This window comes from Bradyrhizobium sp. AZCC 1588 (assembly GCF_036924735.1).
In the GTDB taxonomy this organism is placed as follows: domain Bacteria; phylum Pseudomonadota; class Alphaproteobacteria; order Rhizobiales; family Xanthobacteraceae; genus Bradyrhizobium.
In genome coordinates this window covers 657975-684404 of sequence record NZ_JAZHSC010000001.1, presented here as the reverse complement: position 1 = coordinate 684404, position 26430 = coordinate 657975, and the positions used below count along the sequence as shown (strand labels likewise).

Sequence of the window (26430 nt, the reverse complement as noted above, 5' to 3'; positions counted from 1 at the left end):
CCCCGCGACCGAGGGCCGCAGCCATGCGTCCCTATAGCGGCTTCACTTTTGGGCCCGTCTGCCCATCTTAGGGGCACTTCCCCATGTCGGGGAAAGAGGAAAAAGACATGAATTTCACGCAGACTGCGCGCGGAATTGTACGCACCATCGCCATCGTGATGTCGGTGGCGGTTCCCCTGGCGATCACGATCTCTGCGGCTGACGCCCGCGTTGGCGGTGGCGGCAGCTCCGGTTCGCGGGGATCCAAGACCTATTCGGCGCCCCCGAGCACGACCACCGCTCCGGGCACGGCGCAACCCATGAACCGAAGCTTTACCCAGCCGGGCACCCCCGCAGCGGGTAATCCGGCCGCGGGCGCAGCCAACAAGGGCGGCTTCTTCAACCGGCCCGGCATGGGCATGCTCGGCGGCCTTGCCGCCGGCTTCCTCGGTGCCGGCCTGCTCGGCATGCTGTTCGGCGGCGGATTGTTCTCCGGCCTCGGCGGCCTGTCCTCGATCATCGGCCTGCTGCTGCAGATCGCGCTGATCGTCATCGTGGTGCGTCTGGCAATGTCGTGGTGGCAGCGCCGCCATACGCCGGCCTCCGCCTATGCCAACGCGCCTGCCGCCAGTGGGCCTGCTGAAGGCCCCGGCGCCCAGACCAGCTTCCGCTCCGGACTGGGTGGCTTTGGGCTGGGTTCGAGCCAGCCGGCGCTGGAAATCCAGCCGGCCGACTATGAAGCCTTCGAGCGGCTGCTTGGCGAGGTTCAGGCTGCCTGGTCGAACGAGGACGTCGCCAAACTGCATACGCTAGCGACGCCGGAGATGGTGTCCTACTTCTCCAAGGACCTCGAGGAGAACAAGGCCCGCAACGACGTCAACAAGGTGTCCGACGTCAAGCTGCTGCAGGGCGACCTCGCGGAAGCCTGGCGCGAAGGCGAAACCGACTATGCCAGCGTGGCGATGCGGTTCTCGCTGGTCGACAAGACACTTGAGCGCAACACCGGCCGTTTGGTCGCGGGCAGCGAAACCCCGATCGAGGCCACCGAAGTCTGGACCTTCGCTCGTCGCCGCGGCAGCGACTGGGAACTCTCGGCGATCCAGCAGACGAGCTGATCGCCTGCACCAACACGAAGAAGGCGCTGCGGCTTGTTCCGCAGCGCCTTTTTCTTTGCGGGAATGCATGCTCCATTTCGGACTTCGCCCTGCAGGAATAATGATTGCGGCCGCGTGTTGATGAGACATGGCCCACAACAGGGAGGTCTTCAATGAACAGCTTCGCCCGGATCATCTCGCCGGCGTGCTTCGCCCTCGCCGCCATGTCGATTCTCGCAAGCGTGCCTGCGCATGCGCAATCCGCCAATGCCAGCTTCTTCGTGACCAGCAACGGCATCGGCAATGGCGGCAATCTCGGCGGTCTTGCCGGCGCCGACAATCATTGCCAGACGCTGGCGCAGGCCGCCGGTGCCGGAGGCAAAACCTGGCGCGCCTATCTCTCAACGCAAGGCGCCGACGGTGCGCCCGCGGTGAACGCGCGCGACCGTATCGGCAAGGGGCCATGGCAGAACGCCAAGGGCGCGGTGGTTGCCAAGGATGTCGCCGAACTGCACGGCACCAACGGCCTCACCAAGCAGACCGCCTTGAGCGAGAAGGGCGAGGTCATCAATGGCCGCGGCGATACGCCCAATCGCCACGACGTGCTGACGGGATCGCAGCCCGACGGCACCGCGTTTACCGCCGGCGAAGATCGCACCTGCAGGAACTGGACGAGTTCGACGCAAGGCTCCGCCATGGTCGGACATTCCGATCGCGTGGGACTGCGCGACGACGACGCCTCGAAATCCTGGAATTCGTCGCATCCCTCGCGCGGGCCCGACGGCGGCTGTTCGCAGGCCGACCTGAAGAGCACCGGCGGCGACGGGCTGTTCTATTGCTTCGCGGCGAATTGACGGGCGATCGGTCTTGAGCTCGCCCGGCGAGTGACGCAAACAGGATCGACCAATCGAGGCCCTTTGCACGAACGTGCGTCCAATGACAGCTCCGCAACATCTGCCCTCTCGATGTCGCGGAACTTATTCAGCGTATTTTCTTGCTCGTGCGATCCGGCTGTCGATCGCGGAACTCCTGAGTGTTTGGCGAGTTGCCAATCGGCATTCGGAGGCCTTGCAATGAAACGAGTCCTTGTCGCGTTGGCTTTTACCGTCTTGGCAACGCCGCTGGCGCTGGCGGGCAACACGTCGTCGAACTCCAGCTCTAACTCGTCGAATGGCGTGCACACCCGCGTCGATACGATCACCACCGACGACGGCCGTGGACGGACATTTTATCAGCGGCGCAGCGTCCGCATCGACGCTGATCGCGGACGACCGACATACATGCGCAACTCCGTTCGCGAACGCTACGGCCCTGCGCGCCGCTGGCACCGTGACGATGATGATGATTGAAGCCACGAGGAGGGCGTCGCCCGGGTCGACGACGTTCCCGGGCGCTCGGCGCTGAAGCCGTCAATTTTCAAGTTTTGTCGATCAAAAGCCGCCCCAGAGGCGGCTTTTTCTATTTGCGCCGCTCTCGGAAGCTTTCCCGTCCAGTCCAGTTCCGCAGTGTCTGGCGTGACGAACGAATGGCGGGATGATTTGTTGGGCCTGTCAAACCGGAGCGTGATGACTTGTCGTCGAATCGTCATCCCGCTTTATCTCTTTGTTTGAGCGTGATCTTTTCGGAAACCGCTTCACACTTTTCCGGATCATGCTCTAGGAGGCGCCTTCGATGCATTACGAGCTTTATTACTGGCCGACCATTCAGGGCCGCGGCGAGTATGTGCGTCTCGCGCTGGAAGAGGCGGGCGCCGGCTATGCCGACGTGGCGCGCCACGGCAACGGCATGGCGGCGATGACGCGCATGATGGAAGTCGGGAAGGGAACGCCGCCCTTCGCGCCGCCGTTCCTGAAAGCCGGGAAGCTCGTGATCGGGCAGACGGCCAACATCCTGCTCTATCTCGGATCACGGCATGGGCTGGCGCCGAAGACGGAAGCCGGCAGACTACGGGTGCACCAGCTACAGCTCACGATTGCGGACCTGGTGCTGGAAGTTCACGACACCCATCATCCGCTCGGGCCGTCACTTTACTATGAGGAGCAGAAAGCGCCGGCAAAAAAACGCACTGATGAGTTCTGGAAGGCGCGCGTGCCGAAATATCTCGGCTATTTCGAAGATCTGCTGCAGGCCAATGGCGGGACATATGTCACCGGCCGCCGCCTGACCTATGTCGACTTGTCGCTGTTTCAGATCGTCGAAGGCCTTCGCTATGCATTTCCGAAACGGATGAAGGCCTTCGAGAGCGACATTCCCGGTCTCGTCGAACTGCGCGACCGCGTCGCGGTGCGGCCAAACATCAAGGCTTATCTTGCGAGCGATCGAAGGATTGCGTTCAATGAGGACGGGATTTTCCGAAGGTACAACGTGCTGGATGGCTGATGTTGTCATTCCGGGGCGATGCGTAGCATCGAACTATGGGGCGCCCCTTGCGCCCCTGAGATCTGGTTCTTACGGACCATTCCGGAATCACCGCTCCGCCGTCACATGTTCCTCCCATCCACCGGCGTCATCTTCAACTTCGACAGCTCGATGCCGTCGAAGCAGCTCACATTGACCGCCACCACGTCGGTGCCGTCGGGCTTCTTGCCGCGTGCGAAGACGTCGACGCCGCAATCGATGCAGAGCTGGTGGTGGATCGCGTGCTTGTTGAAGAGATACTCTTTCAGATTTTCCTCGCCGGCGCGGAGATGAAAACTCTTCGGGTCGAGGAAGGTGAAATGCAGCCCCTTCTTGGTGCAGATCGAGCAGTTGCAGGCGGTCACCATCGCCAGATCGGTGGTGCACTCGAAGCGTACCTGCCCGCAATGGCAGCCGCCGGTATAGGTCTTGCTGTCGGGCATCTCTCCGTCATCCTTTTCACCAAATTCCAGGCACCAGACGATAGCGCACGCGGGCGGCGTAGTCAGCATAGCCCGGAAGCCCCTCGACCAATGTGCGCTCCTCGATGCGGGCGCGAATGGCGAACAGCACGGCGAATACCGGCACGAACGCCACACCCCACCACGATCCGAGGAGCAGCGGTGTTCCAATGAAGTACAGCATGACGGCGCTATACATGGGATGGCGGATGAAGGCGTAGGGCCCGCTCGAGATCACGCGTTGGTGGCGCGCGGCTTGCACCTTCACGACCGGCGCGGCGAACGAATTTTCGCGGAACACCCACATGATGAACGCGATCGAGAGTAAAAACATCGCAAGGCCGAGCGCCTGCAGCAGCAGCGGAACATCGGAGGCGTCGGCCCGCCGGTCGAGGCCGATCGCGACGAGCCAGATCAGCAGCACTGCGACAAATATCAGCATGAATATCTTGTCGGCGGTGGGCTGGTCGGCCTGAAATTTCGGCCGCATACGCTCGGCGAGCAACGCCGGATCGGTCTTGGCAAGCCACAATCCGCAGGCAGGACCGAGGATCGCACTGACGATCAACATCACCCACGCCCCCGGCCAGTCCAGCGAACCCGCCGCGGCGAACAATAATGCGCCCATGCCGACGACGACGATGGTGTTCTGCAGCAAAAGCTTTGCGATCATGCGCGGGTTCCATTGACCCCACGCGCAACAGGATCGCGCATTTTTTCGGCAAACTTGCGGCGCTGAGGTGGGGAAGGGTACCCGCTTCCTTCGCCTGTCATAGCCGCGAAGGCAGGTATCCAGTACGCCGCGGCCTATCGGCTCAAGGCGACGTTTCTGGAATACTGGTTCACCCGCTGGAGCCTGTCATCGGGCGGCGCTACGCGCCGACCCGTTGGCGGGTGACGACAACCGGATGGTTGGCTCAAGCCAGTTGGTCGATCCGCGTTCCCTGACCCGGCGGTAGGGGAGCGACCAGCGTCGGCCGCGGCGTGCGGGTGCCGTCGGCGGCAGCGCCGTTCTGCACGTCGGGGGTCTTGTCGGGAGCCTTGAACACGGGGACTTCGGGCGGTCTGATCACCACCGTTGCGGGGACAGCAGAAACACTCATCGGAAGCATCCTTTTGGCTGCCTCCTACACTGGCCGGGTTGAAACGAACGGTTGGTGAATCCGGCCCGGCAATCCCGCGGCAACGCCGTCAATCCCGTTCAGTGGTGAACAGACGGCTCGCGGAATCGTTAGAATGCGACGGATCGGGAGCGACTTGGGCCTATTCGTCCTTGCCGCGGGTCACCACGATCGAGGCTTCGGTCTTGGTGCGCGTGCATTCCATGTTGAGCCGGCGGAAGCGCATGGAAACCTTGTCGCCGCGCAGGATGCCCATGCGCTTGATGCAGCGCGAGGAGCCGGTCGCCACATCGGGCTTCGGAATCGTGAAAATGATGGCGCCGGCCGAGGCGACCAGTTCGAAGAATTGCGGCTTCGGCTTGCGGTCCGTCTTGGCGTAGAGTTCGTTGGAGTAATTGCGGCCGCGGCAGCCGAGCGACAGCTCTTTCGCCGCCGGATGCGTCAGATAGATCATGTTGCCGGTATTGACGCTGATCTTGAGGCCGTCGATCTGGTTCTTCAATTCCTTGGCGATATCGTCGCAGCGGTCGGCCTGCGCCGGCGATGCGTCGACCGTCGCAACCAGCGCCAGCGTGGCGGCAACCAAGGTCGATCGGCGAAATTGTGATTCCAAAGCCATCTGAAATGCCCCTTTGCGCATATTGAAGCCCGCGCGCGGATTTCCTGCAAGGGCCCCGCGCCGAAGTCAACTTGCTTGTCAGAAACCGTAGAGGAAGACGCTGATGCCGAAGGCGATTACGGCGATCACATCGAACAGCGTGGGAATGCTGACCAGCAGCGTGGCAAGCCCAAGCCGCTCCTCGCGTGCGGCGAGCGCGATGGCGCAAGCGCCCATCAGCGGAAACGCGATGATCTGGACGGGGGTCTGGAGGGCGGAGAGGCCGCCGAAATCGAGGCCGTGCCGCACCACTGAGGGCATGTAGTTCAGCCAGTTCATCAGCACGAGCGCGCCGAGCGCCATGACCGCGTAACGCAGCCTGCCGACGGTGGCAAACGCCAGCGCCGCCAGCGCCAACACGGGATGCGCAGCGACATAGGCCTTGATGATCGCGCCGCCGATGCCAGGGCCCGGAATTTCCGACGTGTCGCCGAACAGCATCGGCGCATGCGAGAGCCCTTCGAAGGCTTCGATCGCGGCAATGATGATGAGAAGCAGATAGAGCCCGAGCAGACGCGGGGGACGCGCTGGGACAGAGGCTGCGTCGGGCAATGTGGTGGCGGAGTTCATTACCATCGCAATCGGTTCAGGGACCATCGAAAATCTCGGGTTTGTCTGAAGATGGCCCGGAACGGTTCAACGGCGATCAAGTTCTGCAATGCAGGTTGCCATGGAGGTCAGCGCAATTATAAATTGTATTTTAGGCGCACGTCTCCGTTGATTGATAAGGCTTTTGATCGATGCGTTCTCGTCAGGTGGTGATCTGTTGAAGCCAGTGTGCTAGATTGGATCCGTGAAAGAAGCTCCTTGAAATAGTCTTGCAGGACTTTCGCGAGGGCGTTCCAACTAACCTGAATCGGCCAAGCTATGCTTGATGAGAAACGAATACGCGAGATTGCGCAGGAAGTTGCCACGGCAAATCTCGCGAGTGCAAATGTCTCTTCGGTGTCGAGCAGCACGGCGATCGATTCGGAGGGACACGATGCGCTTCGAATTACGATTGTGATTAAGCCCGGCGCGGAGTCGAAGCTTAAGGGCGATGCCACACTCGACACCCTCGTTGGTATCAAGGACCGGTTGCGTCGCGAGGGAGAGGAGCGATTGGCCATCGTGGAGTACGCCACTAAGGAAGAGCTGGAAGCGGGTGGCGATTCTTAACCCAGATCACTTATTCGAGCAGGCCGAAAAGCTCATAGCACCTCAGGCGGGGCGCCCACGCCAAGTCGATGTAAGACGCGCTATCTCGGCAGCGTATTACGCCATTTTTCATGCCATCATTGCGGCGGCTGCAGACCAGTTCATTGGAGTGACCAACCGCGATGAAAGCCGTTACGGCCTCGTTTATCGCAGCGTCGATCACGGATGGCTTCGTAAGTTGTGTGAGGAGGTCCAAAAGCCCACGCTCTCCAGCAAATTCAGACGCTGTGCTCCGGCGGCGGGGTTCGGTGCAAATATTGTCGCGTTCGCGGCAGCGACTGAAGAGCTCCAAGAAAAGCGGCATTCCGCCGACTACGATGTCATGATCCGCATCAACCGATCGGATGCTGCCCTTGCGATCACCACGGCTCGAGCGGCCCTGGGTCGCTTCCACGGGGCCGGCGAGCCGGAGCGGCTGGCGTTCCTCAGCCTCCTGTTATTCCCGCCTCGTGCATAGGGAAATCTGTACGCACAGTATTTGTCTGCTTGGGCTGGTCCTGTGGTATCCAGGCCGGCGGGGTCCTCTTCCCTTTACACAAAAAGTGCTTAGAACGGCTCTATATCCGGTCGGCCTCATGCGGCCGTTCCGGTCCCCGAACCGACGAGCAATCCATGAACGCCCCGACCGCCTTTCCCGACCAGAAACCCGTTCCGCCCTACAAGCATACGCCGCTGTTTCCGCTGGGGCCGGACACCACGCCCTATAAGAAGATCACGACCGAGGGCGTGCGGGTCGAGAAGGTGCTTGGCAAGGACATGCTGGTGGTGTCGCGCGAGGCGTTGCGGGCGCTGTCGGAGGCTGCCTTCGGCGATATCAACCACTACCTGCGGCCCGGCCACCTGAAGCAGCTCCGCTCGATCCTGGAAGACAAGGAGGCCAGCGACAACGACAAGTTCGTCGCCTTCGACTTCCTGAAGAACGCCAACATCGCCGCCGGCGGCGTGCTGCCCATGTGCCAGGATACCGGCACCGCGATCATTATGGGCAAGAAGGGCTGCAACGTCATCACCGATGGCGACGACGAGGCGGCGCTGTCGGAAGGCGCGCGCGATGCTTACCTGCGCCGTAACCTGCGCTATTCGCAGGTCGCACCCTTGTCGATGTATGAGGAAAAGAACACCGCCAACAACATGCCGGCGCAATGCGAGATCTACGCCGAGGGTGACGACGCCTACAAATTCATGTTCATGGCCAAGGGCGGCGGCAGCGCCAACAAGAGCTTTCTGTTTCAGGCGACGCCCTCCGTTCTGACCAAAGATCGTCTGCTGGCGTTTCTGAAGGAGAAGGTGCTCACCCTCGGCACCGCGGCGTGTCCGCCGTATCACCTCGCCATCGTCATCGGCGGCACCTCGGCCGAGCTTTGCATGAAGACGGTGAAGCTCGCGTCCGCGCGCTATCTCGATGCGCTGCCGACCCACGGCTCGGCCGACGGTAACGCGTTCCGTGATGTCGAAATGGAGCAGGAAATCCTGAAGATGACGCAGTCGCTCGGCGTCGGCGCACAGTTCGGCGGCAAGTATTTCTGCCACGACGTACGCGTGATCCGGATGCCGCGCCATGGCGCCTCGCTCCCGATCGGGCTCGGCGTCTCCTGTTCGGCCGACCGCCAGGTGCTCGGCAAGATCACCAGGGATGGCGTCTACCTCGAAGAGCTTGAGCACAACCCGGCGCAGTATCTGCCGGCGGTCGAGCAGTCGCTCGGCGGCGAGGTCGTCAAGATCGACCTCAACCAGCCGATGAAGGAGATCTTGGCGACGCTGTCGAATTATCCGATCAAGACGCGGGTCTCGATGACCGGCACCATGATCGTTGCGCGCGATTCCGCGCACGCCAAATTGCGCGAGCGGCTGGAGAAGGGTGAGCCGCTGCCGGACTATTTCAAGAATCATCCAGTGTATTACGCCGGCCCCGCCAAGACGCCCGATGGTTACGCGTCCGGCGCGTTCGGCCCGACCACGGCGGGGCGGATGGATTCGTTCGTCGACCAGTTCCAGGCGGCGGGAGGCTCGATGGTGATGGTCGCCAAGGGCAACCGCGCGGTCGCGGTGCGCGAGGCCTGCAAGAAGCACGGCGGCTTCTATCTCGGTTCGATCGGCGGAGCTGCGGCAAATCTCGCCGAGCACTGCATCAAGAAGGTCGAGGTGGTGGAATATCCCGAACTCGGCATGGAAGCGATCTGGCGCATCGAAGTGGTGGATTTCCCGGCCTTCATCATCATCGACGACAAGGGCAACGACTTCTTCAAGGAACTGAATCTGGGGTAACCTGTTCGCGTTCGGCGTGAAATGTGAGCGAGGACGCGATGATCGAGTGGTTCGACGACCTGAAGATCGGGATGCGCTTCAAGAGTGAGGCGGCGACGGTGTCGAAGGAGGACATCATCCGCTTCGCCAAAGAGTACGATCCGCAGCCGTTTCATCTCGATGAGGAGGCGGCCAAGAAGTCCATTCTCGGGGGCCTCGCCGCCTCCGGATGGCAGACGGCAGCGATCGCCATGCGGCTCGCCGCGAGCGCGCGCCCGTTCGGGCCGCATCCGCTGTTCGGCGCCGGCGTCGACGATCTGCGCTGGCTGAAGCCGGTGCGGCCCGGCGACACCATTTTTCTCGAAGGGGAGGTGGTGGAATTGGCGGCGTCGCGCACGAAGCCGCAAGGCATCGCCCGGGTCAGGTGGACCGCCTACAACCAGCATGGCGAAGCGGTCTATACCTTCAATCCGATTGCGATCGTGCCCAGCCGGCCGAAGTGAGCAAGAGGTCGGGCTGCAGGGCGCTTGGCCTCGACGGGTTCAGCAAAGGCTGGGTCGCCGTTCTCCTCGACGGTGACGTGCAGGAAATCTCCTTTCATCGCGACATCACGGACGCGCTGTCGCGTTCTTGCGACAGAGCGGGGATAGATATCCCGATCGGGATGAGCGATCACGGCGAACGCGACTGCGACCTGCTGGCTCGAGCAAAATTGCGGCCGCACGCGTCGCGCGTCTTTGCCGGCGCTCGCCGCTGGCTGTGGTCGGAGTTCAGCGATCCCAATGATGCCAACCGGGAGGCGCAGCGGCGCGGGCAGAAGCGGGTGTCCCGCCAGCTCTGGCATCTGGGTGCGAAGATCATGGAGGTCGACGCGTTCGTGCGCGCGAATCCATCTCGCGATATTCGCGAGGTGCATCCCGAACTGGTGTTTCTGCGATTGAACGACAACGAGCCCTTGCCGTCGAAGAAATCCGCCGGGGGAGTTGCTCTGCGCCGCGCGCTGCTCAAGCAATCAGGCTTTCGGCAGATCGATCGCTGGCTGACCCATGAACGTAGCGGTGCAAAGCCTGACGATGTGCTGGATGCCTGCGCTGTTGCGATTGCGGCCCGCGAGCCTGCGGGCAGCGTCCCCGAGGGGGCGCCGCCCGTTGATGCGCACGGCTTGCCGATGCGGATCTGGTTTTAGGGAGAACCTACGCCCGCGAACCCGTGAACGGGAAGCTGCCCATCGGACCGATGCCCATTTCGCCGGACATGGTGTCGCCGGAAACCTTGCCGGTGAAGGCAAGCGTGAGCGGCATCGGGTTGGTGATGGAGATCTTCCAGGCGACGTCATCGCCGTCGACGGTGCCGTCAAAAATGTCGCCGGAATTGCCGTCCGCTCCTTGCGTGCCCGTCAGCGCGCCGCCCGCGCTTTGCAGCGACAGCGTTGCCTTGCGCTCGCCCATCGGCGTGCTCATGGTGATATTCCAGTTTCCGTCCACGGCCATCTTTGTCTCCCCGACATTTCCACGGCAAGCCGGAATGGCCTGCGAGATCCGCTAAACTCGTGCGCGGTATAGCCTATCTCGCCACACAAGCCCAATCGTCTCAAGCGCCTTTTTGACGCGTATTTTTCAGGCTTGCTGGGCGGCGGCGCGAAGGCGGCTGCCGACCAAAATACGAAACGCGACGTATTGAATTGCAAAGGCGGCAATCTTGGCGCCGACCAGTATGACGGTCACGTAGAACGTCCACAGCTTCATGTCGCCGGTCATCGCGACACCGATGGTGCCGGCGGCGAGTGCGAAGCACAGTGCGGCCCAGGCGTAGCCGGCGAAAGTGACATATTCGGGAATGGTCTGGGTCACGATCGAGGGCATGTAGCGCAACATCCAGCCGCGCTTGAGCATGATGACGCCGATGGCGAAATGCCCAATTGCGGGTTTCGCCAGCACGAAGCGCGGGTCGTGGGTCAGAAGCGTCGCGCTGCCGAGCACGATGACGAGCCCAAGGCTGGCCCATGTCATGTAACCGAGCTCTTTGCCCTTGATGCGAAAGTAGATCACCTGCGCAATGGCGCCAGCGATCGCGACGGCAGTCGCCAGCAGCACATTGTCAGTCGTCAGGTAGATCGCGATGAACAGGATGGTGGAGAAAAAATCGGCGCCCAGTCTGGCGAATACGTCCTTCATCGGTTTGCTCTCTGCTGATGGGTTTCGGTTGGAAGTCTGCTTCAGTTGGTGCCGGGAAGGGCGTTTGCAGGCGGCTTACCATGCTTCGCCTTGCGATATTGCGGATACCATGCCGTGAAGTAGGCGGCGCTGTTGCGGGCGGCGAACGCGATCGCAAGTCCCGACCAGAGCGGCAGACCCGGGACATAGATCGGCAGCACGTTGCCGATAATCATCAGGACAAACGCGACGTTCCAGGCCCAGGTGATGAGGTAGACGATTTTCACAAAACCCGGCCGCTTGGCCGTTTCGGCATCGACCTCCTCAAGCGCATATCGCAGGACGAACGGCTTGCGGATGATCAGCGAAACCAGCGAGATCGCGAGCACGCCGACGTCTACCGTCAGCTTGACGGCCGAATGGCTGAGGTTCGGATCGACCAAGGAGACGTATGCGCCGAGCGCGGCAAATACGACGACCGAGCCCGCGCCCAACATCTTGACCGAGCGGCCGCGATACACGTCGATGCCGATGACGGCAAGGCAGATTGCGGCCGCAACGAAGAGGCTGATCTCGGCCGAGGTCACCAGCATCAGCAGGGCGAACGAGCCGAACGGGGCGAGGACTAGGAAGATGGTCATGACGGCCTCTTGAAGCTAATCTTTACACCGTAAAGATACCATAGGGTTGGGCGTCGGAGCCGTCAAGCGAAATCTTTACAGTGTCTAAATTCGACGACGCGACGATCTGTGATCGTCTTTGCAACGGTTTGCGGGCGCTTCAGGCGCCCAATATCGCGACCGAGAGAAACATGAGGGCGCAGGCGAGCAGCAAAACGAGCGTGATCGTGATGCCGCCGACTCGGCCGACGCTTGCAACGTAGGGTGCGACAACGTCGCGCCCCGGCATCGCGGAGGCTATAGCGCACTTAGGCCGCGCCAACCCAATTGCCGTGGATGCCGTCGGGGACACGATGTCCGAGCTTCACCAGTGCCACCGGTCCGGCGTCGACATCGGTGGCATTGAATACCGCGAGGTCGCTGCGGTTTTCGCGGGCTCGCCAGACCACCGACATCAGCCAGCCGTCACCCTCGCTGGCGTCACCGCCGCGTGGAACGAACACTGCTTCCGAGATCGTATCGCCGGCGGGCAGCAGGTACTGGCCAAGCCGCGATCCATTGCCGTCGACATGTACCAGGCCCGACAATCCGCCTGAAGTCGGCAGGTCGGGATTGGCGCAGGCGTACCATCCATGCCGGTTGGCTGAACCGACGCTTCGATCGCAGACGCGGGGGAATTCGCCGGTAATGTCGTCGAGCCAGGTTTGCGTGAAGCGATCGGTATTGCCTGCGAGATCGAAGGTCCAGCGGCACAGCCGGGCGCGCGACTTGGCGGGATCGGTGGGCGTGCCGTCGGGATGGGTGAACAGCGGCGGCTCCTCGTACTGCATGACGTCGGCAACGATGCGGTCGCCGTCCTCCCACGCGTTCATGACGTGGAAGACGTAGCAGCACTCGGCGCGAAACCAGACGATGTCCTTGGCGGAGCCGTCGCGCTTCATGACGCCGACATAGGCGCCCTTGTCCGGCTCCCAAGCATAGGGCGGCCGGCCCGTCATGGCGCGCTCGATGCTGCCGGTGAGCGGCAGGATCGGAAACAGCAGATGATTTTTGGTGACGATGAAGTCGTGCACCATGCTCGCATAGGGGGCCTCGAAGCGATCGAACCGCGTTACTATGCCGACGGCATTGACCGACCCGAAGGAGAGGGCGGGGGTGAGGGGGCCTGCGGCGTTGTAGCCAAAGAACACCATTTCGCCGGTCACCGGATCGATCTTCGGATGCGCGGTGAAGGGACCCTTGATAGCGCCCTTGTAGTCGCAATAGCCTGTTCGCTTGAGCGTGCCGGGTTCGATCTCTGTCGGCAGGTGGCCTTCCTCGAGCGCCAGCAGTTTTCCGGCATGGAAGATGATGTTCGTATTGGCGACGCCGCCATCGTCGGTGGTCCCGGCCGGTGCGCCCGGCAGCTTGCGGCCGAAGCCGCCGAACAGCGCGCGGCCAGCGTCGTGCTCGGCCAGCCATTTCGGGGTGCGGACCCAGCGATTGCGATAGCTGGCACGGCCGTTCTCCAGATGGAAGGCGTGCAGCATGCCGTCGCCGACGAACCAGTGGGCGCCGGGCGCGTCGAATTGCGGGTTGGGGCCGTTGCGATAAAGCGTGCCGTTAAGCTCGCGCGGTAATTCGCCAGTCACCTTGAGGTGTGCCGCGTCGCATTCCATCGGGATCGGCGCCAGATTGTCCCGCGTCGCATTGGTCGTCGCCAATTGGTCGAGCATCACACGTTCCCTCCGGTTATATCTTTACATCGTAAAGATATAAGTAGGCGCGTTGCCAATGGGTCGTCAAGCAAAATCTTTACAGTGTAAAAATTGTGGTTATAAAGATTCGCATGGCAAGAACATCGAGAGCAACCAAAACGAACCGCCCGGCCGCGAAGCGCAGGCCCGCGAAGACTGTAGCCGAAAGGCCGGCCAGCCGGCGTCGTCGTCCGGCCGGCGAGACGCCTTATCATCACGGCGATCTGCACGACGCCTTGCTCGCCGCGGCGGAGCGGGTGCTGGAACGCGACGGGCTGTCGGGCCTGACGCTGCGGGCGGTTGCGCGCGAGGCCGGCGTATCGCATGCGGCACCGACTCATCATTTCGGCGATCTCACCGGGCTGCTGAGCGAGCTTGCCGCCATCGGATTCCGGCGTTTCAACGCGGCGATGACCGCGGCGGGCAACACCGAAACGCTCCCGCTCATGAAGGCGTTGGCGCGCGCCAAGGCTTATGTCGCCTATGCGCAGGCGCGCCCCGGCATGTACGGGCTGATGTTCCGGACCGAGCGGCTCGACATGACGCGGCCCTCGCTGCACGAGGCGGCGACCGCCTCCTTCGAAGGACTGGCGACCGCGGTGAGCCTCAGCCGCAATGAAAAACTCACCGGCGAAGCGCTGGAGGCTTTGTCGCTCGACCAGGCTGCCGCGATTGCCCGTGCGTGGTCGCTGGTGCACGGCTTCACCACGCTGCTGCTTGATGGAAGGCTCAAGGACATCCTGCACCGGCTGCCCGAGGGGACCGGCGTCGACCAGCTTCTGGATGCAATGCTGCGTTCGACAGTGCCGCGACCGCCGGGGGCGTAAGACGGCGGCCGCTCTGCGGGAGTTCGCAGGCGGGATGAAGCTGCGCGGCGACGGTTGCGGCTGGCGTCCCGCGCTCAGCAGCCCCTGCAAATTTTGGTTTGCCGCGCGAGCCTTGCGTCGGCTTCCGCGTCTTCGTTGGGCTGCCGCGTCCAGTCTTCGTACGCCGCTTTGACGCCCGATCCGGCTGACCTGTCCCTGGAAGACGCTTCGTTCAGGGGGCCCAGAATGATCTCGCGGTTGCGCGCCGTCCTCCGCTTCGGCTTGGCCACCCCGGCTTGTTCGCCATCTGCGGTAGGCGGTTCACCCAAGCCGTCCCAGGCGATCGGCGCGCCCGCGGTCTGCGTCGAGCAGCCAGTTCCGGAGGCGCAGCAGCCGGAGAGGGCGATGCCGGCGATGAGGAGTGCCAGGAGTTTTATATGCATCGCTGCCCCGGGTGATGCCGTGAAATAATATGGTTTGACAAGGTTCAAGCACTCAAGCCCGAAGCTTTGACGTTAATGCGGCAAGAAAGCGCCAGACTGTGTCTACCATCACCGCTTTGCCAATTCCACCGCGCGGCCGCGCTCGCCAATCACCTTCACTTCGTCCTTGCCGCACTTGAAATCACGCGCAAATTCGTCCGCGGCCTGGCGCGCGAGCTCGTTGGCATTGCGGTTGGCCTGGCCGTCGACATAGGCGACGTGGCAGACCGGCCCGGGCGGCAGCCGCGTCACCGCGAGCATCGGTTTCGTGATCGGGTTTCCGGTCTTGTCCGGGTCGTTGTTATCGGCGATCAGCCAGCGCTGAATGATCGCGAACGGCCTGCCGTCGACCGCCCGCCATTCGACGGTGTGGCCGGTCGAATTGAAGGGGCCGAACCAGGCCTCCGCGGCCGGCTCCTTGGCGGCGGCCTCGCGGTTTCGTCCCACCGAGACGGTTTCACGCAGGTCGCCCTCGCTGATCAGTACCATCAGCCCCGATTTACCGGGGCAGACCTGCGTCGTGCTGCCGTCGGATTCGGGCTTGCCGACCGTGTGGCAGTCCTTTGGCGCGGTCGACGTGTAGCTGCTGCTGAAAGTTTGGGCGTTCGCCGGTGACATCAGGCCAAATGCAACGGCGAACAGCGTCATGGCGGCCGACACGGCGAGCTGCCGATGGGAGACGCGTTTCATCTGAACCTTCTCTCGTGGAACCTTTGGGGGTAGACGGTGCAATCTGGGGAAGGTTCAAGGCGAATGTGCGAAACACCTGACAATGCCGCGGAATCGTCCTAGAAGGGCGGCTTCGCAATTCCTCGTTTTTTGAGCGCGCAGTTATCCAATCGTCATGCCCTCCATTCCTTCGAATAAACCCTATCGCGTCGGCCGCTCCCGCACCGGACTTGGCCTTTTCGCCACTAAGCCGATCAAGAAGGGCACCAAGATTATCCGCTATTTCGGGCCGCTTCTTGATTCGAAGAAGAAAGAAGAAGACGCGATCGAGAACAAATATTTGTTCGAACTGAACGACCGCTGGACCATCGACGGCTCGGTGCGCAAGAACATCGCCCGCTATATCAACCATTCCTGCCGGCCGAACGCCGAATCCGATGTCAAACCCCGTAAGCGCAGGGTGTTCATCCGCGCCATCAAGAACATCGAGCCGGGCGAGGAGATCAACTACGATTACGGCACCGATTATTTCAAAGCCTATCTGAAGCCGATCGGCTGCAAATGCGCAGCCTGCGAGAAGAAACGCAAGAAGAAGCGTGCCGAAGCGCGGGCGGAGAAGGCGCGGCTGAAGGCCAAGGCCGAGCGGAAGGCGCTGAAGAAGGCGGAAAAGTTGGCCAAGGCCGACGCGAAGCTGAAGGATAAAGCAGAGGCCGAGCGCACGTCGAAGAAGAAGCTCAAGCTGAACGGCCATTCGGCCAATGGCATGTCACTGAATGGGACATCACTGAACCCCAACAGCCGTGTCAGAGCGTCCGGCAAGAAATTGGCTGCCAGGAAACAGCCGGTTTTCGCGCCGGCGCCGGCCCTTCAGGCATAGGGCTCATCCGCCGGATTTGCGTACCGACTTCGGCAGCAGCGAATTGCCGTAGTCCACCGCGGAGCGCTTAATGATCACGCCCTTCTCGTCGACCACAACGCGAAACCGCCGATGTGCGGACAGGAAGGTCAGCCGATGCCGGCCGGAATCGGCATCGACCCCGCGCTCGGCAAAGCTCGTGATCTTGCCCGCCCGCATCTCTTTCTGAAGGAGCGGCAGCGCAAGGCCGAGGCCTTCGGCGACGATCGCGGCATCGATCTGCACGATTCCATTCTCGAATTCGATCGGTTTCATGTTCAAGTCCTGATGCTTCGGTGCGGGCCTCACGCGGTCACCGGACTGCGTCCGGGCTGCGCGGGGTAGGCGCATTCCGCCAGCGTCGTGGCATCGAGCTCGCGCATGAAGGCTTCGCGCGCGGCGGCCAGCTTCGCTTTCAGCCGGCAACGCGGCTTCAGCACGCAACTACCGCCATCCTCACGAAAACACTCGACCAGCGGCGGCCCTTCCAGCGCGCGCACCACCTCGCCGATGGTGATCGACTGGGCCGGGCGGGCCAGCATGAAGCCGCCGCCGACGCCGCGTTGGGTCGAAATGAAGCCGCTATCGGCGAGGTCGCGCACCACCTTGGCCAGATGGTTGCGGGAAATGCCGAACTCGGCCGCAATTTCGTTGGTGGCGAAACAACGGCCGGGTTCGCCCGCCAGCCGCATCAGGGCACGCAAGGCAAAATCCGTGAACGACGTCAGGCGCATGGGGCCCCTCTCGAAAGATCTGCTTGCAAATCATCTATAGCCGTCTAAATAGGTATTTGAAATACCTATTTAAGGGCAGGCGAAATGGAAGCGATCGTGGCAGGGCCGGAGCGGCGCGAACGGCTCACGGCCGAGATCATGCAACGAACCGGAATTGACGAGACGATGATCGAGCGCCTGGTGCGCGGCTTCTATGCCAAGGTCCGCGAGGACGCGGTGCTGGGGCTGATCTTCGACGCGCGCATCAAGGATTGGGAGCCGCATCTGAAGCAGATGTGCGCATTCTGGTCGTCCGTCGCGCTGATGACCGGCCGCTACCACGGTACGCCAATGGCCAAACATCTCCCGCTGCCGGTCGATGCCGCGCATTTCGACCGCTGGCTCGCGCTGTTCGAGGCCACCGCACGCGAGGTCTGCCCGCCGGAGGCGGAAGCGCATTTCGTGGAACGGGCGCGGCGGATTGCGGCGAGCCTCGAGCTTGGCATCGCCGGCGCCAACGGCGTGATGCTCGCAAACGGTGAAAGATTTCGATGCAATCAGGCAGGAGCAGTGTGATGGCTTATCGTGCACATATCGTGACGAACAAGGAGCAGGCTGATCCGTATTCGGGCAGCAGCCTGGTGCCGATGCTGGTCATCGGGCTGGTGCTGACTTTTGCCGGAATGATTGCGGCGGTGGTATTGAGCTGAGGCGCTCGCGCGCGTCATTCCGGGCTGGTGCGTTAGCACCAGACCCGGAATCTCGAGATTCCGGGTTCGATGCTTTCGCATCGCCCCGGAATGACGGTGCCCACTTTACGCCGCCACCGTCTCACCGCTCTTCCGCAGCCCAATATACTGCAGCTCGGCAAACACGCCCGTTGCAATCGCCTGCGCCACGATGAAGACCTGACCGAGCAGGTTCGGCGACACCGCGCCCGAGAAAAGCAGCGCGATGCTGCCCAGCGTCCAGGCGGCATTACCGATGATCACGAACAGCACCAGCGCCTTCATCACCGTCGACCTCGTCGCCAGCCAGCCGACCAGCGCGGTATAGGCGATCAGGAACAGGCCGGTTTCGCGCAACAAGACTTCCGGCAAATTGAGGAACGGCGCGAGCGCGCCGGCGCCGAGCGTTAGCGCCACACCGGCGACGCCGCTGAAGATGGCGTCGGCGAGCAGAGCGCGGCTCAGGAAGGTGGACGGATGGATCATGACGTTCTCCTGTGCTTGGGAATGACCGGGGGCAGGGATCAGCGTTGCAGCAGCGACCGGAGCTGACGCATCAGCCGCACCGGGCAGAGCGCCTTGCCGACCCTGTTCTCGATCGTCTGCACCTGCACGAACACGAAGACGCCGGTGTCGTACACCAGGGGCTCGGGCATGTTCAGGGAGCGTGCCACGAGCCAGGTGACCAGATTGCGCACCCAGGGGATCATGGCGGCGACGAAGCGGAACAGTGAAAGCATCAGCATGGGTCATCTCCTGTGCCTCCAAAGATGACCCGGCCCGCGACCCGTTTCGATTACCTCGGACGTAATGGAATGGACGAAATTCGCATGGTAGGTTTTCCACCATGAACGCACATGCTGCCACGGCGCGAGCCGAACGAACCCAACCCCTCCACATTGGCGATCACTTGCGCGAATGGCGCCAGCGGCGCCATCTGAGCCAGCTCGATCTGGCGAGCGATGCCGAAATATCCGCGCGTCACCTCAGTTTTGTTGAAACCGGCCGCGCCGCGCCATCGCGGGAAATGGTGCTCAAGCTCGCCGAGCGATTGGAGGTCCCCTTGCGTGAACGCAACGTGCTCCTGGTCGCGGCGGGTTTTGCTCCAGCCTTTCCGCAACGCTCGCTGGATGATCCGGCGTTAAAGTCAGCCCGGCAGGCGATCGATCTGGTACTGAAGGCACATGAGCCCAATCCGGCGCTGGCCTATGACCGGCGCTGGAATTTGGTGACGGCCAACCGCATGGTGGCGCCGTTGCTCGAAGGTTTGCCGCCGCATCTGCTCGGGCACCCCTTCAACATTCTGCGGCTTGCCTTTCATCCCGAAGGGCTCGCGCCGCGCACGGTCAATCTCGCCGAATGGAGCGCGCATCTTCTGGAACGGCTGCATCGCCAGTGTGAGGCAACGGCCGATCCCGAACTGCTCAAACTGTATCAGGAGCTCAAAGCCTATCGCATGCCGGCGCGCTCGGGGCCGATCTCGGCCGACAATGTCGCGATCCCGTTCAAGCTGCGCCACAATGGCGATGTGCTGAGTTTCATCTCCACTACCATGGTGTTCGGCACGCCCGTCGACATCACGTTGCAGGAGCTTGCGCTGGAAACTTTCTTCCCCGCCGACGATCTGACCGCCGATCGGATGCGGCAGATAGCGGCAGCTTTGTAGTTTGTAGGATGGGTGGAGCGAAGCGATACCCATCATGTGAGCGGCGCACGGTTGATGGGTTTCGCTTGCGCTCTACCCATCCTACATTGTGCGGTCGCCGGGGAGTTGCCGACTAGCGACAGGGCCGTGGTCGCGCTGCCCTGCAGCATATCGGTGACCACGGCCCGCCAGTGAAGTGATACGAGACATGCGGCGATCGCCCTTGTCTCCTTGTCCGATCGGATTACCTTCCGGGACATCATTCAGCGAGGACGTTCCGATGAGCACCCTAAAACCCCTCAAGATCGACATCGTCTCCGACGTGGTCTGCCCCTGGTGCTACATCGGCAAACGCCGGATCGAGAACGCCTTGGCGCTGGTGCCGGATGTTCCCGTCGAAGTGCGCTGGCGGCCGTTCTTCCTCAATTCCTGGGTGCCGCGCGAGGGCATCAGCCGCGACGAATATCTCACCGCAAAATTCGGTTCGGTGGAGGCTTACAAGGGCATCGCCGGCCGCGTCGTGGCGGCTGCGGGGGAGGAGGGGCTGACCTACCGGCCCGAACTCGTGAAGCGCCAGCCCAACACCATCGATTGCCATCGCCTGATCCATTGGGCGGAAGCGCAGGGCAAGGCCGCTGAGATGAAGCAGCGCCTGATGGAATTGTACTTTCGCGATGGCGGCGATCTGACCGATATCAACGTGCTGGTGCAGGCCGCGGCCGATGTTGGCCTCGACGCCGACGATGTGCGCAAGCGTCTTGCCACCGATGAGGACGTCGCACTGATCTCCGGCCAGGCGCAGGAAGCTTCCGACAAAGGCATCTCGGGCGTTCCCACTTTCGTCTTCGCGCAGAAATATGCCGTGTCCGGCGCCCAGCCGGCCGAGCAACTCGCCCGCGCGATCCGGCAAGTTTCCGGCGAAATCAACGCGCAGGCCGCGGAGTGACCTTGCGTGTCCCGGACGCGGTGCGGCGCGCAGCGCTGCGCCGCAGAGCCGGGACCCAGGCTGCAGGGGAGACCCCGGAGCAGCAGCGCACCGCCATGGCGCGTCGAAGACGCGCGTAAACGCGCTTATGGCGCTGCGCAGCATCCGGAGAACGCGGCGATGAAACTAGAATAAACTTGGGGAGGCAATCATGATCTACGAACTGCGCACCTACACCTTAAGACCCGGCACGCTCGGCGACATGATCAAGGCCGCGAGTACGATATCGCGCGAGATCCGCAAGGACGATTACGGCAAGCTCGAAGGCTACTGGTCGACCGAGATCGGCCCGCTTAACCAGGTCCTGCACATGTGGAGCTACAACAGTTTTGACGAGCGCGCCCGGTTGCGCGCCGAGCTTGCGAAAAGCCCGCGCTGGACCGGCGAGTATGTGCCGCTGATCCGCCCCTGGTTGGTCCGTCAGGACGTCCGCCTGATGAACGCGGTGAGGCCGCCGGTTGCCCCGGCATCGACGGGCAATGTCTACGAACTCCGCAACTACCGCGCCAAGCCGGCCGGCGGCCTCAAGCAATGGCTCGATGCGTTCACCGCCGTGCTGCCGGAGCGGGAAAAGTATTCAAAGATCGTCGGCCTCTGGACGACCGAAGCGGGGCAACCGAACGAAGCCTGCCACATCTGGGCCTATCCCAGCCTGAACGCCCGCGCCGAAGCGCGCGGGAACGCGATGAAGGATCCGGCCTGGCAGGAATTTCTCGGGAAGGGTCCCGGATTTCTCGACGAGATGCACTCGACCATCATGCTGCCGGCGCCGCATTCGCCGCTGCAGTGAGGCTGGTTACGCGCCCTTCAAATAATAGTTCGCGCGTTTCCCGAGCGCGATCCGCCGCAGCACGCGGCGCATCGCCATCGAGGCGCGCAGCGGCTTTATCGCGGTCGTTACGGTGCGATAGAACGCCAGCTTGAGCGCGTCGAGCACCGGCTGTTTGCCCGGCGCCTGCTGCGGCAGGCCGATGCTGCGCAGCATCGAATTGAAGAAGTGCAGATCGTTCATCCGCCGCACTTCGCGCGTCTTCCAGGTGATCGCCATCGAGATCGAGAACGAGCCTGCAGTGCGCACCCAGTGCGGCCATTGATACGGCACATAGCAGCCGTCGCCTGCGAACAGGCGGAATTCCTTGCCCAACGGCGCAAGGCTCTCGTCATATTTCAGGTTGCGATGCTTGGTCATCGAGCGCTCGATCTCGTCGTCGGAGACGATCGAACGGTTGGTGTTGTCGAAGATTGTGAAGAATTTTTCGCCGTGGATGTGCACGAAGAAATTGTCTTCGCTGTCGAGATGAAAGGGCGTGGTCGAATTCGGCGAGGACACGAACAGGAAACCTTCGACCTGCTCGAAGCCGGCGTCAGCCAAGCTGTCGAAGCCGCGGGCGCGGGCGACGGACAGCAGCGTATCCTCCAGCAACGCCCGATATTCCGGCGAATTCTCGATGCGCTTGAGCACCATCCAGGCGCCGGCGGTCTCAATGCTCTTCACGACTTCGACAGGGTCGAGGTCGACGGTTGGAATCGCATCCGGATCCTGGCTGATCGCGACCTTGCCGGAATTATATTCGATCAGGTCGCGCGGCAGCTCGGAAGCCAATTGCGCGATGCGTGGCAGCGTCAGCAGCGGATGGCCGCCGAGCTTGTGGCGGATCGCAAACGGCTTTAGCGGAAAGTCGCGGCGGAGCGCGTCATGGTCGGCCGTAATGACGGGCGCTATGGCGGTGAGCGTATTCATTTAGGATTTCTCCCGACTCTTTCTGACGAAATGGACGAGACGCCGCGCCGGCTCGCGGATTGCGGACCGCAAGGGGAGCGCGGCGCGAATCAACGCCACCACCGGATCGTTCCGCCGCAGCGGAATCAACACGTCGCCGATCGCAAGGCGTCCGCGCCAGATCGGGTTGATCATGGGATGGTCGGGATTTGCGGTGGAATCCACCATGGCAATGGCTGGATCGGTGCAAAGATGCTGCGTCAGCTCCAGCGTCAGTTGCACGCCCGGCGAAAACTTCGCAAAGCGCTCGTCGACGCCGAGCTTGAAGTAGAAGGCGCGATCCTGATGGCGCAGCACGATCGCTGCTGCCACGGGTGTTTCGCCGGCGCGCAAGGTCACGATCTCGCATTGGCCGGTCTCTGCCAGCGCCGAAGTGGCGCGGCGGACGAATGCCGCATCGCCCTCGTGCTGGCCGAGGGCCGTGCCACGCTGGCCCTTCCAGCCGCTGGCTTCCAGTACCAGGAAGGTTTCGACAGCGGCAGCAATCTCGCCGGGCGTCCGCGCCACGTCGAAATGGACGGCGCCGTTTTCGGCGAGGCGGTTGCGCTGGCGGCGCAGTTCTTTCAGTTTCTTTGCGCCGAGCGCGTCGCGCAGCACTGTATCGGCGTCGGCCGTGGCATCGAGGCAGGCGCGGACATGCGACTGCAGCACCAGCGGCTGCATGCCGCCGTGATGCAGCACATTGGTGAAGGCCTTCATGGCTGCGCCATCGAGCGGGGTGGCGCGGAAAATCAGCGCATGCGCGCCGGCCCGCCTGGCCCGGCGCAGGATGCTCGTGACGGCTTCCTCAGCCATGTCACGATCGAGCAGCGGCGTGCAAAGCGTGCCGTAGGGATCGGCGCTGACCAGAGCGGGCAGTGGGATCTTGTAGGCGCGCCACATCGAGATCACGGGCACAAGGCCGATCAAGGTGGATGCATCGTGCCACGCGCCGAGCGCGGCGGCGTTCAGCCGCCCCCGCGCCGAAGCATTCACCGCCAATTCCCATTCGGGCAAGTAATAGCCGTTCGGCTCGGCGGCGCCATCGGTGAGTGCGCGCCATTGGGGCGCGGAGATGTCGGTAAGCGGCGTCAGCGCCTCGCCGATGGCTGGCGCATTCGCCTCCTTGCTCGATGCCCGGCGCACCGTCGATGTATCGGTAATATCGACCACTTCCCCGAATCCCCGTTCGCGTTTTTTTATGCCGGCGACACCTTGAGGGCGCCGCCGGCTCATCGCGTTCACGGGGTGACCCTAGCGAAAAGAGTTGGAAAATAGCGTTGCTGCGATGCTCGGATTTGAGGTGTCGCGTTAACCGATCGTTCAGCCTGATCAAACCGCTCGGCGTCACGCCACCTCGGCGGCTGCGGGAGCGGTCAGGAATTTGGCTTCAAAATCCCGAGCCGGCATCGGCTTGCCGAAGAAATAGCCCTGTCCCTCTTCGCAGCCCATCCTGACCAGGAAGTCGGCCGTGGCGCGGTCCTCGACGCCTTCGGCGATGACAGACAGGCCGAGCTGCTTGCTCAGTCCGATGGTCGAGCTGACGATCGCCGCGTCGTCGGGATTGGTCAGCAAGCCCAACACGAACGAGCGGTCGATCTTCAGCCCGTCGAGTGGGAATTTCTTCAGATAGCTCAAGCTGGCAAAGCCAGTGCCGAAATCGTCGAAGGACAGGCGAACGCCAAGCTCCTGAATCTCGAGGAACGTATTCAGCGCGCCCTGCTCATCGTGGAGCAGGATGTCTTCGGTGACCTCGAGCTCGAGGCTGGTTGGACTCAAGCCGGTGCTGGCGAGCACCTGCCCGACCGAGACCGCGAGGTCACCGGACTCCAATTGGGACGGCGAAAGGTTGACGCCGATGCGGAGCTTGTGTCCCGCGCGTTCCCAGGCGGCTCCCTGGGTGCAGGCGGTTTGGAGAACCCATTCGGCGATCCGCTCGGAAATCGGGGAGGTGTTGACGACCGGCATGAATTCGCCCGGCGAAACCAGGCCCCGCACGGGATGACGCCAGCGGATCAGGGCTTCGGCGCCGATCAATCGGCCGTCGGCCAGATGAAATTGTGGTTGGTAGAACAATTCGAACTGATTGCGTTCCGCGGCCAGCGCAAGCTCTGCTTCCAGCGTCAGGCGCGTCTCCAGCTCGCGGCGGATCGAGTCTTCGAACAGCACGTGGCCGCCGCGGTTGGTCGCCTTGGCGCGGCTCAGCGCCAAATGGGCGTTGCTGAGGAGTTCGTCCGCCGTTCGTCCATCGCCCGGGCAAACGGCGGCTCCAATGCTGACCTTGACGCGGAGGTGGCGGTTTCCGGCCAGCAGCGGCGCATCGAAGCCGTCGCCGATCTGTTCGGCGAAGCGGCTGAGGTTTTCTCCGATGTCGCTGGTCGGAACAGCGATGGCGAATTCGTCTCCGCTCAAGCGGGCGACCAGACCCGCCGGCGGAATAGCCGCCGTCAGTCGCTGCGAAATGGCGCGAAGCACGAGATCGCCACAGGTGTTGCCGAGCATGTCGTTGATCTGCTGGAAGCCGTCGATGCCGATCACCAGCAGTGCCACCTTGCGGCCGTCCGTCTCGGCCGCGGAAATTTTGGCCTCGAGCTGGACGTGAAGCGTGTTGCGGTTGATGAGCCCCGTCAGCGTGTCGTGTTCCGCAAGATATCTGACTCTCTCGGCTTCACGCTTGCGTACCGAGATGTCGCGCAGGATCGCGCCAAACTGAAGCCCGTCGGTGCCTTGCCAGCCGGAGAAGGAGGCTTCGACCGGAAACACCTCGCCATTGCGGCGGCGTCCATCGAACTCGACCACCGATCCGGCAGCCAGATGAGCAGCGTTCTTGATGGAGAAGGCGGATGTAGCGAGGGCTTCGTCACGTGCGCAAATCTCGTCGAACGGCCGACCGATCATCTCTTCGGGCAGATAGCCGAAGATCGCGGTCGCGCCCGGATTCCACACCGTGATCAAATAGTTGGAGTCGGTACAGATCAGGCCGTCGCCGAGCGACATCGCCACGCGCTGAAAGCGGCTCTCGGCGACCCGGCCGAGCAGATCCCTGATATCGATTTCGTCGAGTGCGATGGCCGCGACGTAGATGATGATGGCGATGTGAAGCAGCGACGTATCCAGAATGAGCGGGAACGCCGCCTGCAGGGCAAACGCGCCTGCCTCGAGCGTGAACGCCGTTGCGCCGAGCAGCGCGACCCGCTTGCCGGCGGAGAGGCGGCGCCACGAGAACAGCATCAGCAAGGCGAGCAACACCAGGCCGGCCGCCGTGACGGCGCCTGAGGTCCATTGCAGCGCGCGGTTCTGCAGCAGCGATTCGGCAGCCAGCGTCTGCAGCACCGGGCCGGACAGGATCACACCGTTCGGCACGCTGAAGCGGTCACCAAGTTCGAGCGCCGTGCCGCCGATGACGACCTTCTTGCCCTGAAGTTTTTGCAGTGTCGCCGGGTCACCGCTCAGAACGTCGGCAAAGGACACTTTGGTGATTCCGGCCGTTCGGATGCTGAAGTCGATCAAAAAGGGCGTGCGCTTTTCGGCGTACTGGCCGGCGAGCACGGCAGCCATCGAGGGTACGAATTTGCCGTCCAGCTTCTCACCGAACGGATAACGCCGGACGAGGCCATCGGGCCCGACCTCGACGTTGACGATCGCCGACCACGAATGTTCGGCGAATTGCTGCAGCGGGCGATTGATGTGAAGCGTCGTCCTGTCGGTGCGGGGCTGCTGGAAGGAGGGCAGCACCACCGATCCGCCGGCGCGCTCGAGGGCTTCGGCAAAGTTTCGGTCCGACGACGCATCGGAAGGCGTCGAGAAGTCGACATCGAGTGCGATGTCCTGGACGTCCGTCTTCTGAAGCTGCCGGATCAGTTCGGCGTGGAGCAGGCGCGGCCACGGCCAGACGCCGATCCTGTCGATCGACGATGCGTCGATCGCGATCACCACGATGTCGCCGCTGACCTGTCGCGACTGCCAGGCGAACCGCAGGTCGGCCAGGGTGTTGCGAAGCGAACTGTGCCAGCCGCCCGCCAGGACGATTGCCAGCGCAATCGTCACGAAAATATGCGGCCGATATCGTTTCACTTGGTCACCATTCT

General features: G+C 62.7%; 34 protein-coding genes. 16 read left to right on the top strand and 18 right to left on the bottom strand.

What is annotated here, in order from left to right; all coding sequences use genetic code 11:
- Positions 1-83: 83 nt before the first annotated feature.
- The 4 genes from V1277_RS03340 (at position 84) to V1277_RS03325 (ending at position 3452) form a co-directional block, all read left to right on the top strand.
- Complete coding sequence (locus V1277_RS03340; RefSeq protein WP_442894445.1) at positions 84-1094, top strand: Tim44 domain-containing protein; 1011 nt, start codon at positions 84-86, stop codon at positions 1092-1094.
- A gap of 203 nt (positions 1095-1297) precedes the next feature.
- Positions 1298-1927 carry a lectin gene (locus tag V1277_RS03335; RefSeq protein ID WP_334377092.1) on the top strand — a complete coding sequence of 210 codons (630 nt, stop codon included), beginning with the start codon at positions 1298-1300 and terminating at the stop codon, positions 1925-1927.
- A 219-nt stretch (positions 1928-2146) separates the two neighbouring features.
- On the top strand, positions 2147-2422 hold the full coding sequence (locus V1277_RS03330) for a hypothetical protein (RefSeq protein ID WP_334414999.1): 276 nt from the start codon (positions 2147-2149) through the stop codon (positions 2420-2422).
- Positions 2423-2744: 322 nt separating this feature from the next.
- A complete protein-coding gene (locus V1277_RS03325; RefSeq protein ID WP_334414998.1) occupies positions 2745-3452 on the top strand; it encodes a glutathione S-transferase in 708 nt (235 codons plus the stop codon).
- A gap of 101 nt (positions 3453-3553) precedes the next feature.
- Here V1277_RS03325 and V1277_RS03320 read toward each other — a convergent pair whose 3' ends face one another.
- From V1277_RS03320 to V1277_RS03300, 5 genes are all read right to left on the bottom strand, one after another.
- Entirely contained in the window at positions 3554-3913 is a 360-nt protein-coding gene (locus V1277_RS03320) for a GFA family protein (protein WP_334374262.1), read from the bottom strand.
- Between the two features lie 16 nt (positions 3914-3929).
- Positions 3930-4604, bottom strand: coding sequence for a methyltransferase family protein (locus V1277_RS03315; RefSeq protein WP_334414997.1), 675 nt, complete (start codon positions 4602-4604; stop codon positions 3930-3932).
- 244 nt (positions 4605-4848) lie between these two features.
- Positions 4849-5034 carry a hypothetical protein gene (locus V1277_RS03310; RefSeq protein WP_334414996.1) on the bottom strand — a complete coding sequence of 62 codons (186 nt, stop codon included), beginning with the start codon at positions 5032-5034 and terminating at the stop codon, positions 4849-4851.
- A 160-nt stretch (positions 5035-5194) separates the two neighbouring features.
- Positions 5195-5671: a hypothetical protein gene (locus V1277_RS03305; protein WP_334414995.1), complete on the bottom strand. Its 477-nt coding sequence runs from the start codon at positions 5669-5671 to the stop codon at positions 5195-5197.
- 78 nt (positions 5672-5749) lie between these two features.
- Positions 5750-6307: a hypothetical protein gene (locus V1277_RS03300; protein ID WP_334414994.1), complete on the bottom strand. Its 558-nt coding sequence runs from the start codon at positions 6305-6307 to the stop codon at positions 5750-5752.
- 270 nt (positions 6308-6577) lie between these two features.
- Between V1277_RS03300 and V1277_RS03295 the strand changes: the two genes are divergently transcribed.
- From V1277_RS03295 to V1277_RS03275, 5 genes are all read left to right on the top strand, one after another.
- A complete protein-coding gene (locus tag V1277_RS03295) occupies positions 6578-6868 on the top strand; it encodes a hypothetical protein (protein WP_334414993.1) in 291 nt (96 codons plus the stop codon).
- Positions 6855-7364: a hypothetical protein gene (locus tag V1277_RS03290; protein ID WP_334414992.1), complete on the top strand. Its 510-nt coding sequence runs from the start codon at positions 6855-6857 to the stop codon at positions 7362-7364. The genes V1277_RS03295 and V1277_RS03290 overlap by 14 nt, the downstream gene beginning before the upstream one ends.
- 155 nt (positions 7365-7519) lie before the next feature.
- The gene (locus V1277_RS03285) at positions 7520-9172 is read left to right on the top strand and encodes a fumarate hydratase (protein ID WP_334374268.1); all 1653 of its coding nucleotides are present in this window, start codon (positions 7520-7522) and stop codon (positions 9170-9172) included.
- A gap of 38 nt (positions 9173-9210) precedes the next feature.
- Positions 9211-9654: a MaoC family dehydratase gene (locus V1277_RS03280; protein ID WP_057855673.1), complete on the top strand. Its 444-nt coding sequence runs from the start codon at positions 9211-9213 to the stop codon at positions 9652-9654.
- A complete protein-coding gene (locus V1277_RS03275) occupies positions 9576-10337 on the top strand; it encodes a DUF429 domain-containing protein (RefSeq protein ID WP_334414991.1) in 762 nt (253 codons plus the stop codon). The genes V1277_RS03280 and V1277_RS03275 overlap by 79 nt, the downstream gene beginning before the upstream one ends.
- A gap of 7 nt (positions 10338-10344) precedes the next feature.
- Here the strand turns inward: V1277_RS03275 and V1277_RS03270 are convergent, their stop codons facing one another.
- The 4 genes from V1277_RS03270 to V1277_RS03255 all read right to left on the bottom strand — a co-directional run bounded on the left by V1277_RS03270 (position 10345) and on the right by V1277_RS03255 (position 13639).
- On the bottom strand, positions 10345-10641 hold the full coding sequence (locus V1277_RS03270; protein WP_334414990.1) for a hypothetical protein: 297 nt from the start codon (positions 10639-10641) through the stop codon (positions 10345-10347).
- Between the two features lie 126 nt (positions 10642-10767).
- Positions 10768-11325, bottom strand: a complete 558-nt coding sequence (locus V1277_RS03265) for an inner membrane-spanning protein YciB (RefSeq protein WP_334414989.1) — start codon at positions 11323-11325, stop codon at positions 10768-10770.
- Between the two features lie 41 nt (positions 11326-11366).
- Positions 11367-11945 carry a hypothetical protein gene (locus V1277_RS03260; protein WP_334414988.1) on the bottom strand — a complete coding sequence of 193 codons (579 nt, stop codon included), beginning with the start codon at positions 11943-11945 and terminating at the stop codon, positions 11367-11369.
- Positions 11946-12232: 287 nt separating this feature from the next.
- Complete coding sequence (locus tag V1277_RS03255; RefSeq protein WP_334414987.1) at positions 12233-13639, bottom strand: carotenoid oxygenase family protein; 1407 nt, start codon at positions 13637-13639, stop codon at positions 12233-12235.
- 113 nt (positions 13640-13752) lie between these two features.
- Here V1277_RS03255 and V1277_RS03250 point away from each other — a divergent pair, with 113 nt between their 5' ends.
- Complete coding sequence (locus tag V1277_RS03250) at positions 13753-14487, top strand: TetR/AcrR family transcriptional regulator (RefSeq protein WP_334414986.1); 735 nt, start codon at positions 13753-13755, stop codon at positions 14485-14487.
- 74 nt (positions 14488-14561) lie between these two features.
- On the opposite strand, the gene V1277_RS03245 is transcribed toward V1277_RS03250, so the two are convergent.
- A complete protein-coding gene (locus tag V1277_RS03245; RefSeq protein ID WP_334363684.1) occupies positions 14562-14909 on the bottom strand; it encodes a hypothetical protein in 348 nt (115 codons plus the stop codon).
- 108 nt (positions 14910-15017) lie between these two features.
- Positions 15018-15596, bottom strand: a complete 579-nt coding sequence (locus V1277_RS03240; protein WP_334414985.1) for a hypothetical protein — start codon at positions 15594-15596, stop codon at positions 15018-15020.
- 196 nt (positions 15597-15792) lie between these two features.
- Between V1277_RS03240 and V1277_RS03235 the strand changes: the two genes are divergently transcribed.
- Positions 15793-16494 (top strand): SET domain-containing protein, encoded by a 702-nt coding sequence (locus V1277_RS03235; RefSeq protein WP_334414984.1) that lies wholly within the window; start codon positions 15793-15795, stop codon positions 16492-16494.
- A gap of 3 nt (positions 16495-16497) precedes the next feature.
- On the opposite strand, the gene V1277_RS03230 is transcribed toward V1277_RS03235, so the two are convergent.
- A complete protein-coding gene (locus tag V1277_RS03230) occupies positions 16498-16788 on the bottom strand; it encodes a DUF6522 family protein (protein WP_334374276.1) in 291 nt (96 codons plus the stop codon).
- A 29-nt stretch (positions 16789-16817) separates the two neighbouring features.
- A complete protein-coding gene (locus V1277_RS03225; protein ID WP_334414983.1) occupies positions 16818-17246 on the bottom strand; it encodes an RrF2 family transcriptional regulator in 429 nt (142 codons plus the stop codon).
- A gap of 84 nt (positions 17247-17330) precedes the next feature.
- Here V1277_RS03225 and V1277_RS03220 point away from each other — a divergent pair, with 84 nt between their 5' ends.
- Together V1277_RS03220 and V1277_RS03215 are read left to right on the top strand one after the other, a co-directional pair.
- A complete protein-coding gene (locus V1277_RS03220) occupies positions 17331-17801 on the top strand; it encodes a group III truncated hemoglobin (protein WP_334414982.1) in 471 nt (156 codons plus the stop codon).
- Positions 17801-17935, top strand: coding sequence for a hypothetical protein (locus V1277_RS03215; protein ID WP_283807553.1), 135 nt, complete (start codon positions 17801-17803; stop codon positions 17933-17935). Before V1277_RS03220 ends, V1277_RS03215 begins: the two co-directional genes overlap by 1 nt.
- A 105-nt stretch (positions 17936-18040) precedes the next feature.
- Here V1277_RS03215 and V1277_RS03210 read toward each other — a convergent pair whose 3' ends face one another.
- Positions 18041-18439, bottom strand: coding sequence for a hypothetical protein (locus V1277_RS03210; protein ID WP_334414981.1), 399 nt, complete (start codon positions 18437-18439; stop codon positions 18041-18043).
- A 38-nt stretch (positions 18440-18477) separates the two neighbouring features.
- Positions 18478-18699 carry a hypothetical protein gene (locus V1277_RS03205; RefSeq protein ID WP_334414980.1) on the bottom strand — a complete coding sequence of 74 codons (222 nt, stop codon included), beginning with the start codon at positions 18697-18699 and terminating at the stop codon, positions 18478-18480.
- Between the two features lie 101 nt (positions 18700-18800).
- On the opposite strand from V1277_RS03205, the gene V1277_RS03200 reads away from it, so the two are divergent.
- The 3 genes from V1277_RS03200 (at position 18801) to V1277_RS03190 (ending at position 21373) form a co-directional block, all read left to right on the top strand.
- Positions 18801-19619: a helix-turn-helix domain-containing protein gene (locus tag V1277_RS03200; RefSeq protein WP_334414979.1), complete on the top strand. Its 819-nt coding sequence runs from the start codon at positions 18801-18803 to the stop codon at positions 19617-19619.
- Positions 19620-19878: 259 nt separating this feature from the next.
- Positions 19879-20544: a DsbA family oxidoreductase gene (locus tag V1277_RS03195; protein WP_334414978.1), complete on the top strand. Its 666-nt coding sequence runs from the start codon at positions 19879-19881 to the stop codon at positions 20542-20544.
- A 190-nt stretch (positions 20545-20734) separates the two neighbouring features.
- A complete protein-coding gene (locus V1277_RS03190; RefSeq protein ID WP_334414977.1) occupies positions 20735-21373 on the top strand; it encodes an NIPSNAP family protein in 639 nt (212 codons plus the stop codon).
- Between the two features lie 6 nt (positions 21374-21379).
- Here the strand turns inward: V1277_RS03190 and V1277_RS03185 are convergent, their stop codons facing one another.
- From V1277_RS03185 to V1277_RS03175, 3 genes are all read right to left on the bottom strand, one after another.
- On the bottom strand, positions 21380-22324 hold the full coding sequence (locus tag V1277_RS03185) for a cupin-like domain-containing protein (RefSeq protein WP_334414976.1): 945 nt from the start codon (positions 22322-22324) through the stop codon (positions 21380-21382).
- Positions 22325-23515, bottom strand: coding sequence for a GNAT family N-acetyltransferase (locus tag V1277_RS03180; protein ID WP_334414975.1), 1191 nt, complete (start codon positions 23513-23515; stop codon positions 22325-22327).
- Between the two features lie 174 nt (positions 23516-23689).
- Positions 23690-26416 carry an EAL domain-containing protein gene (locus V1277_RS03175; protein ID WP_334414974.1) on the bottom strand — a complete coding sequence of 909 codons (2727 nt, stop codon included), beginning with the start codon at positions 26414-26416 and terminating at the stop codon, positions 23690-23692.
- Between the last annotated feature and the right edge of the window lie 14 nt (positions 26417-26430).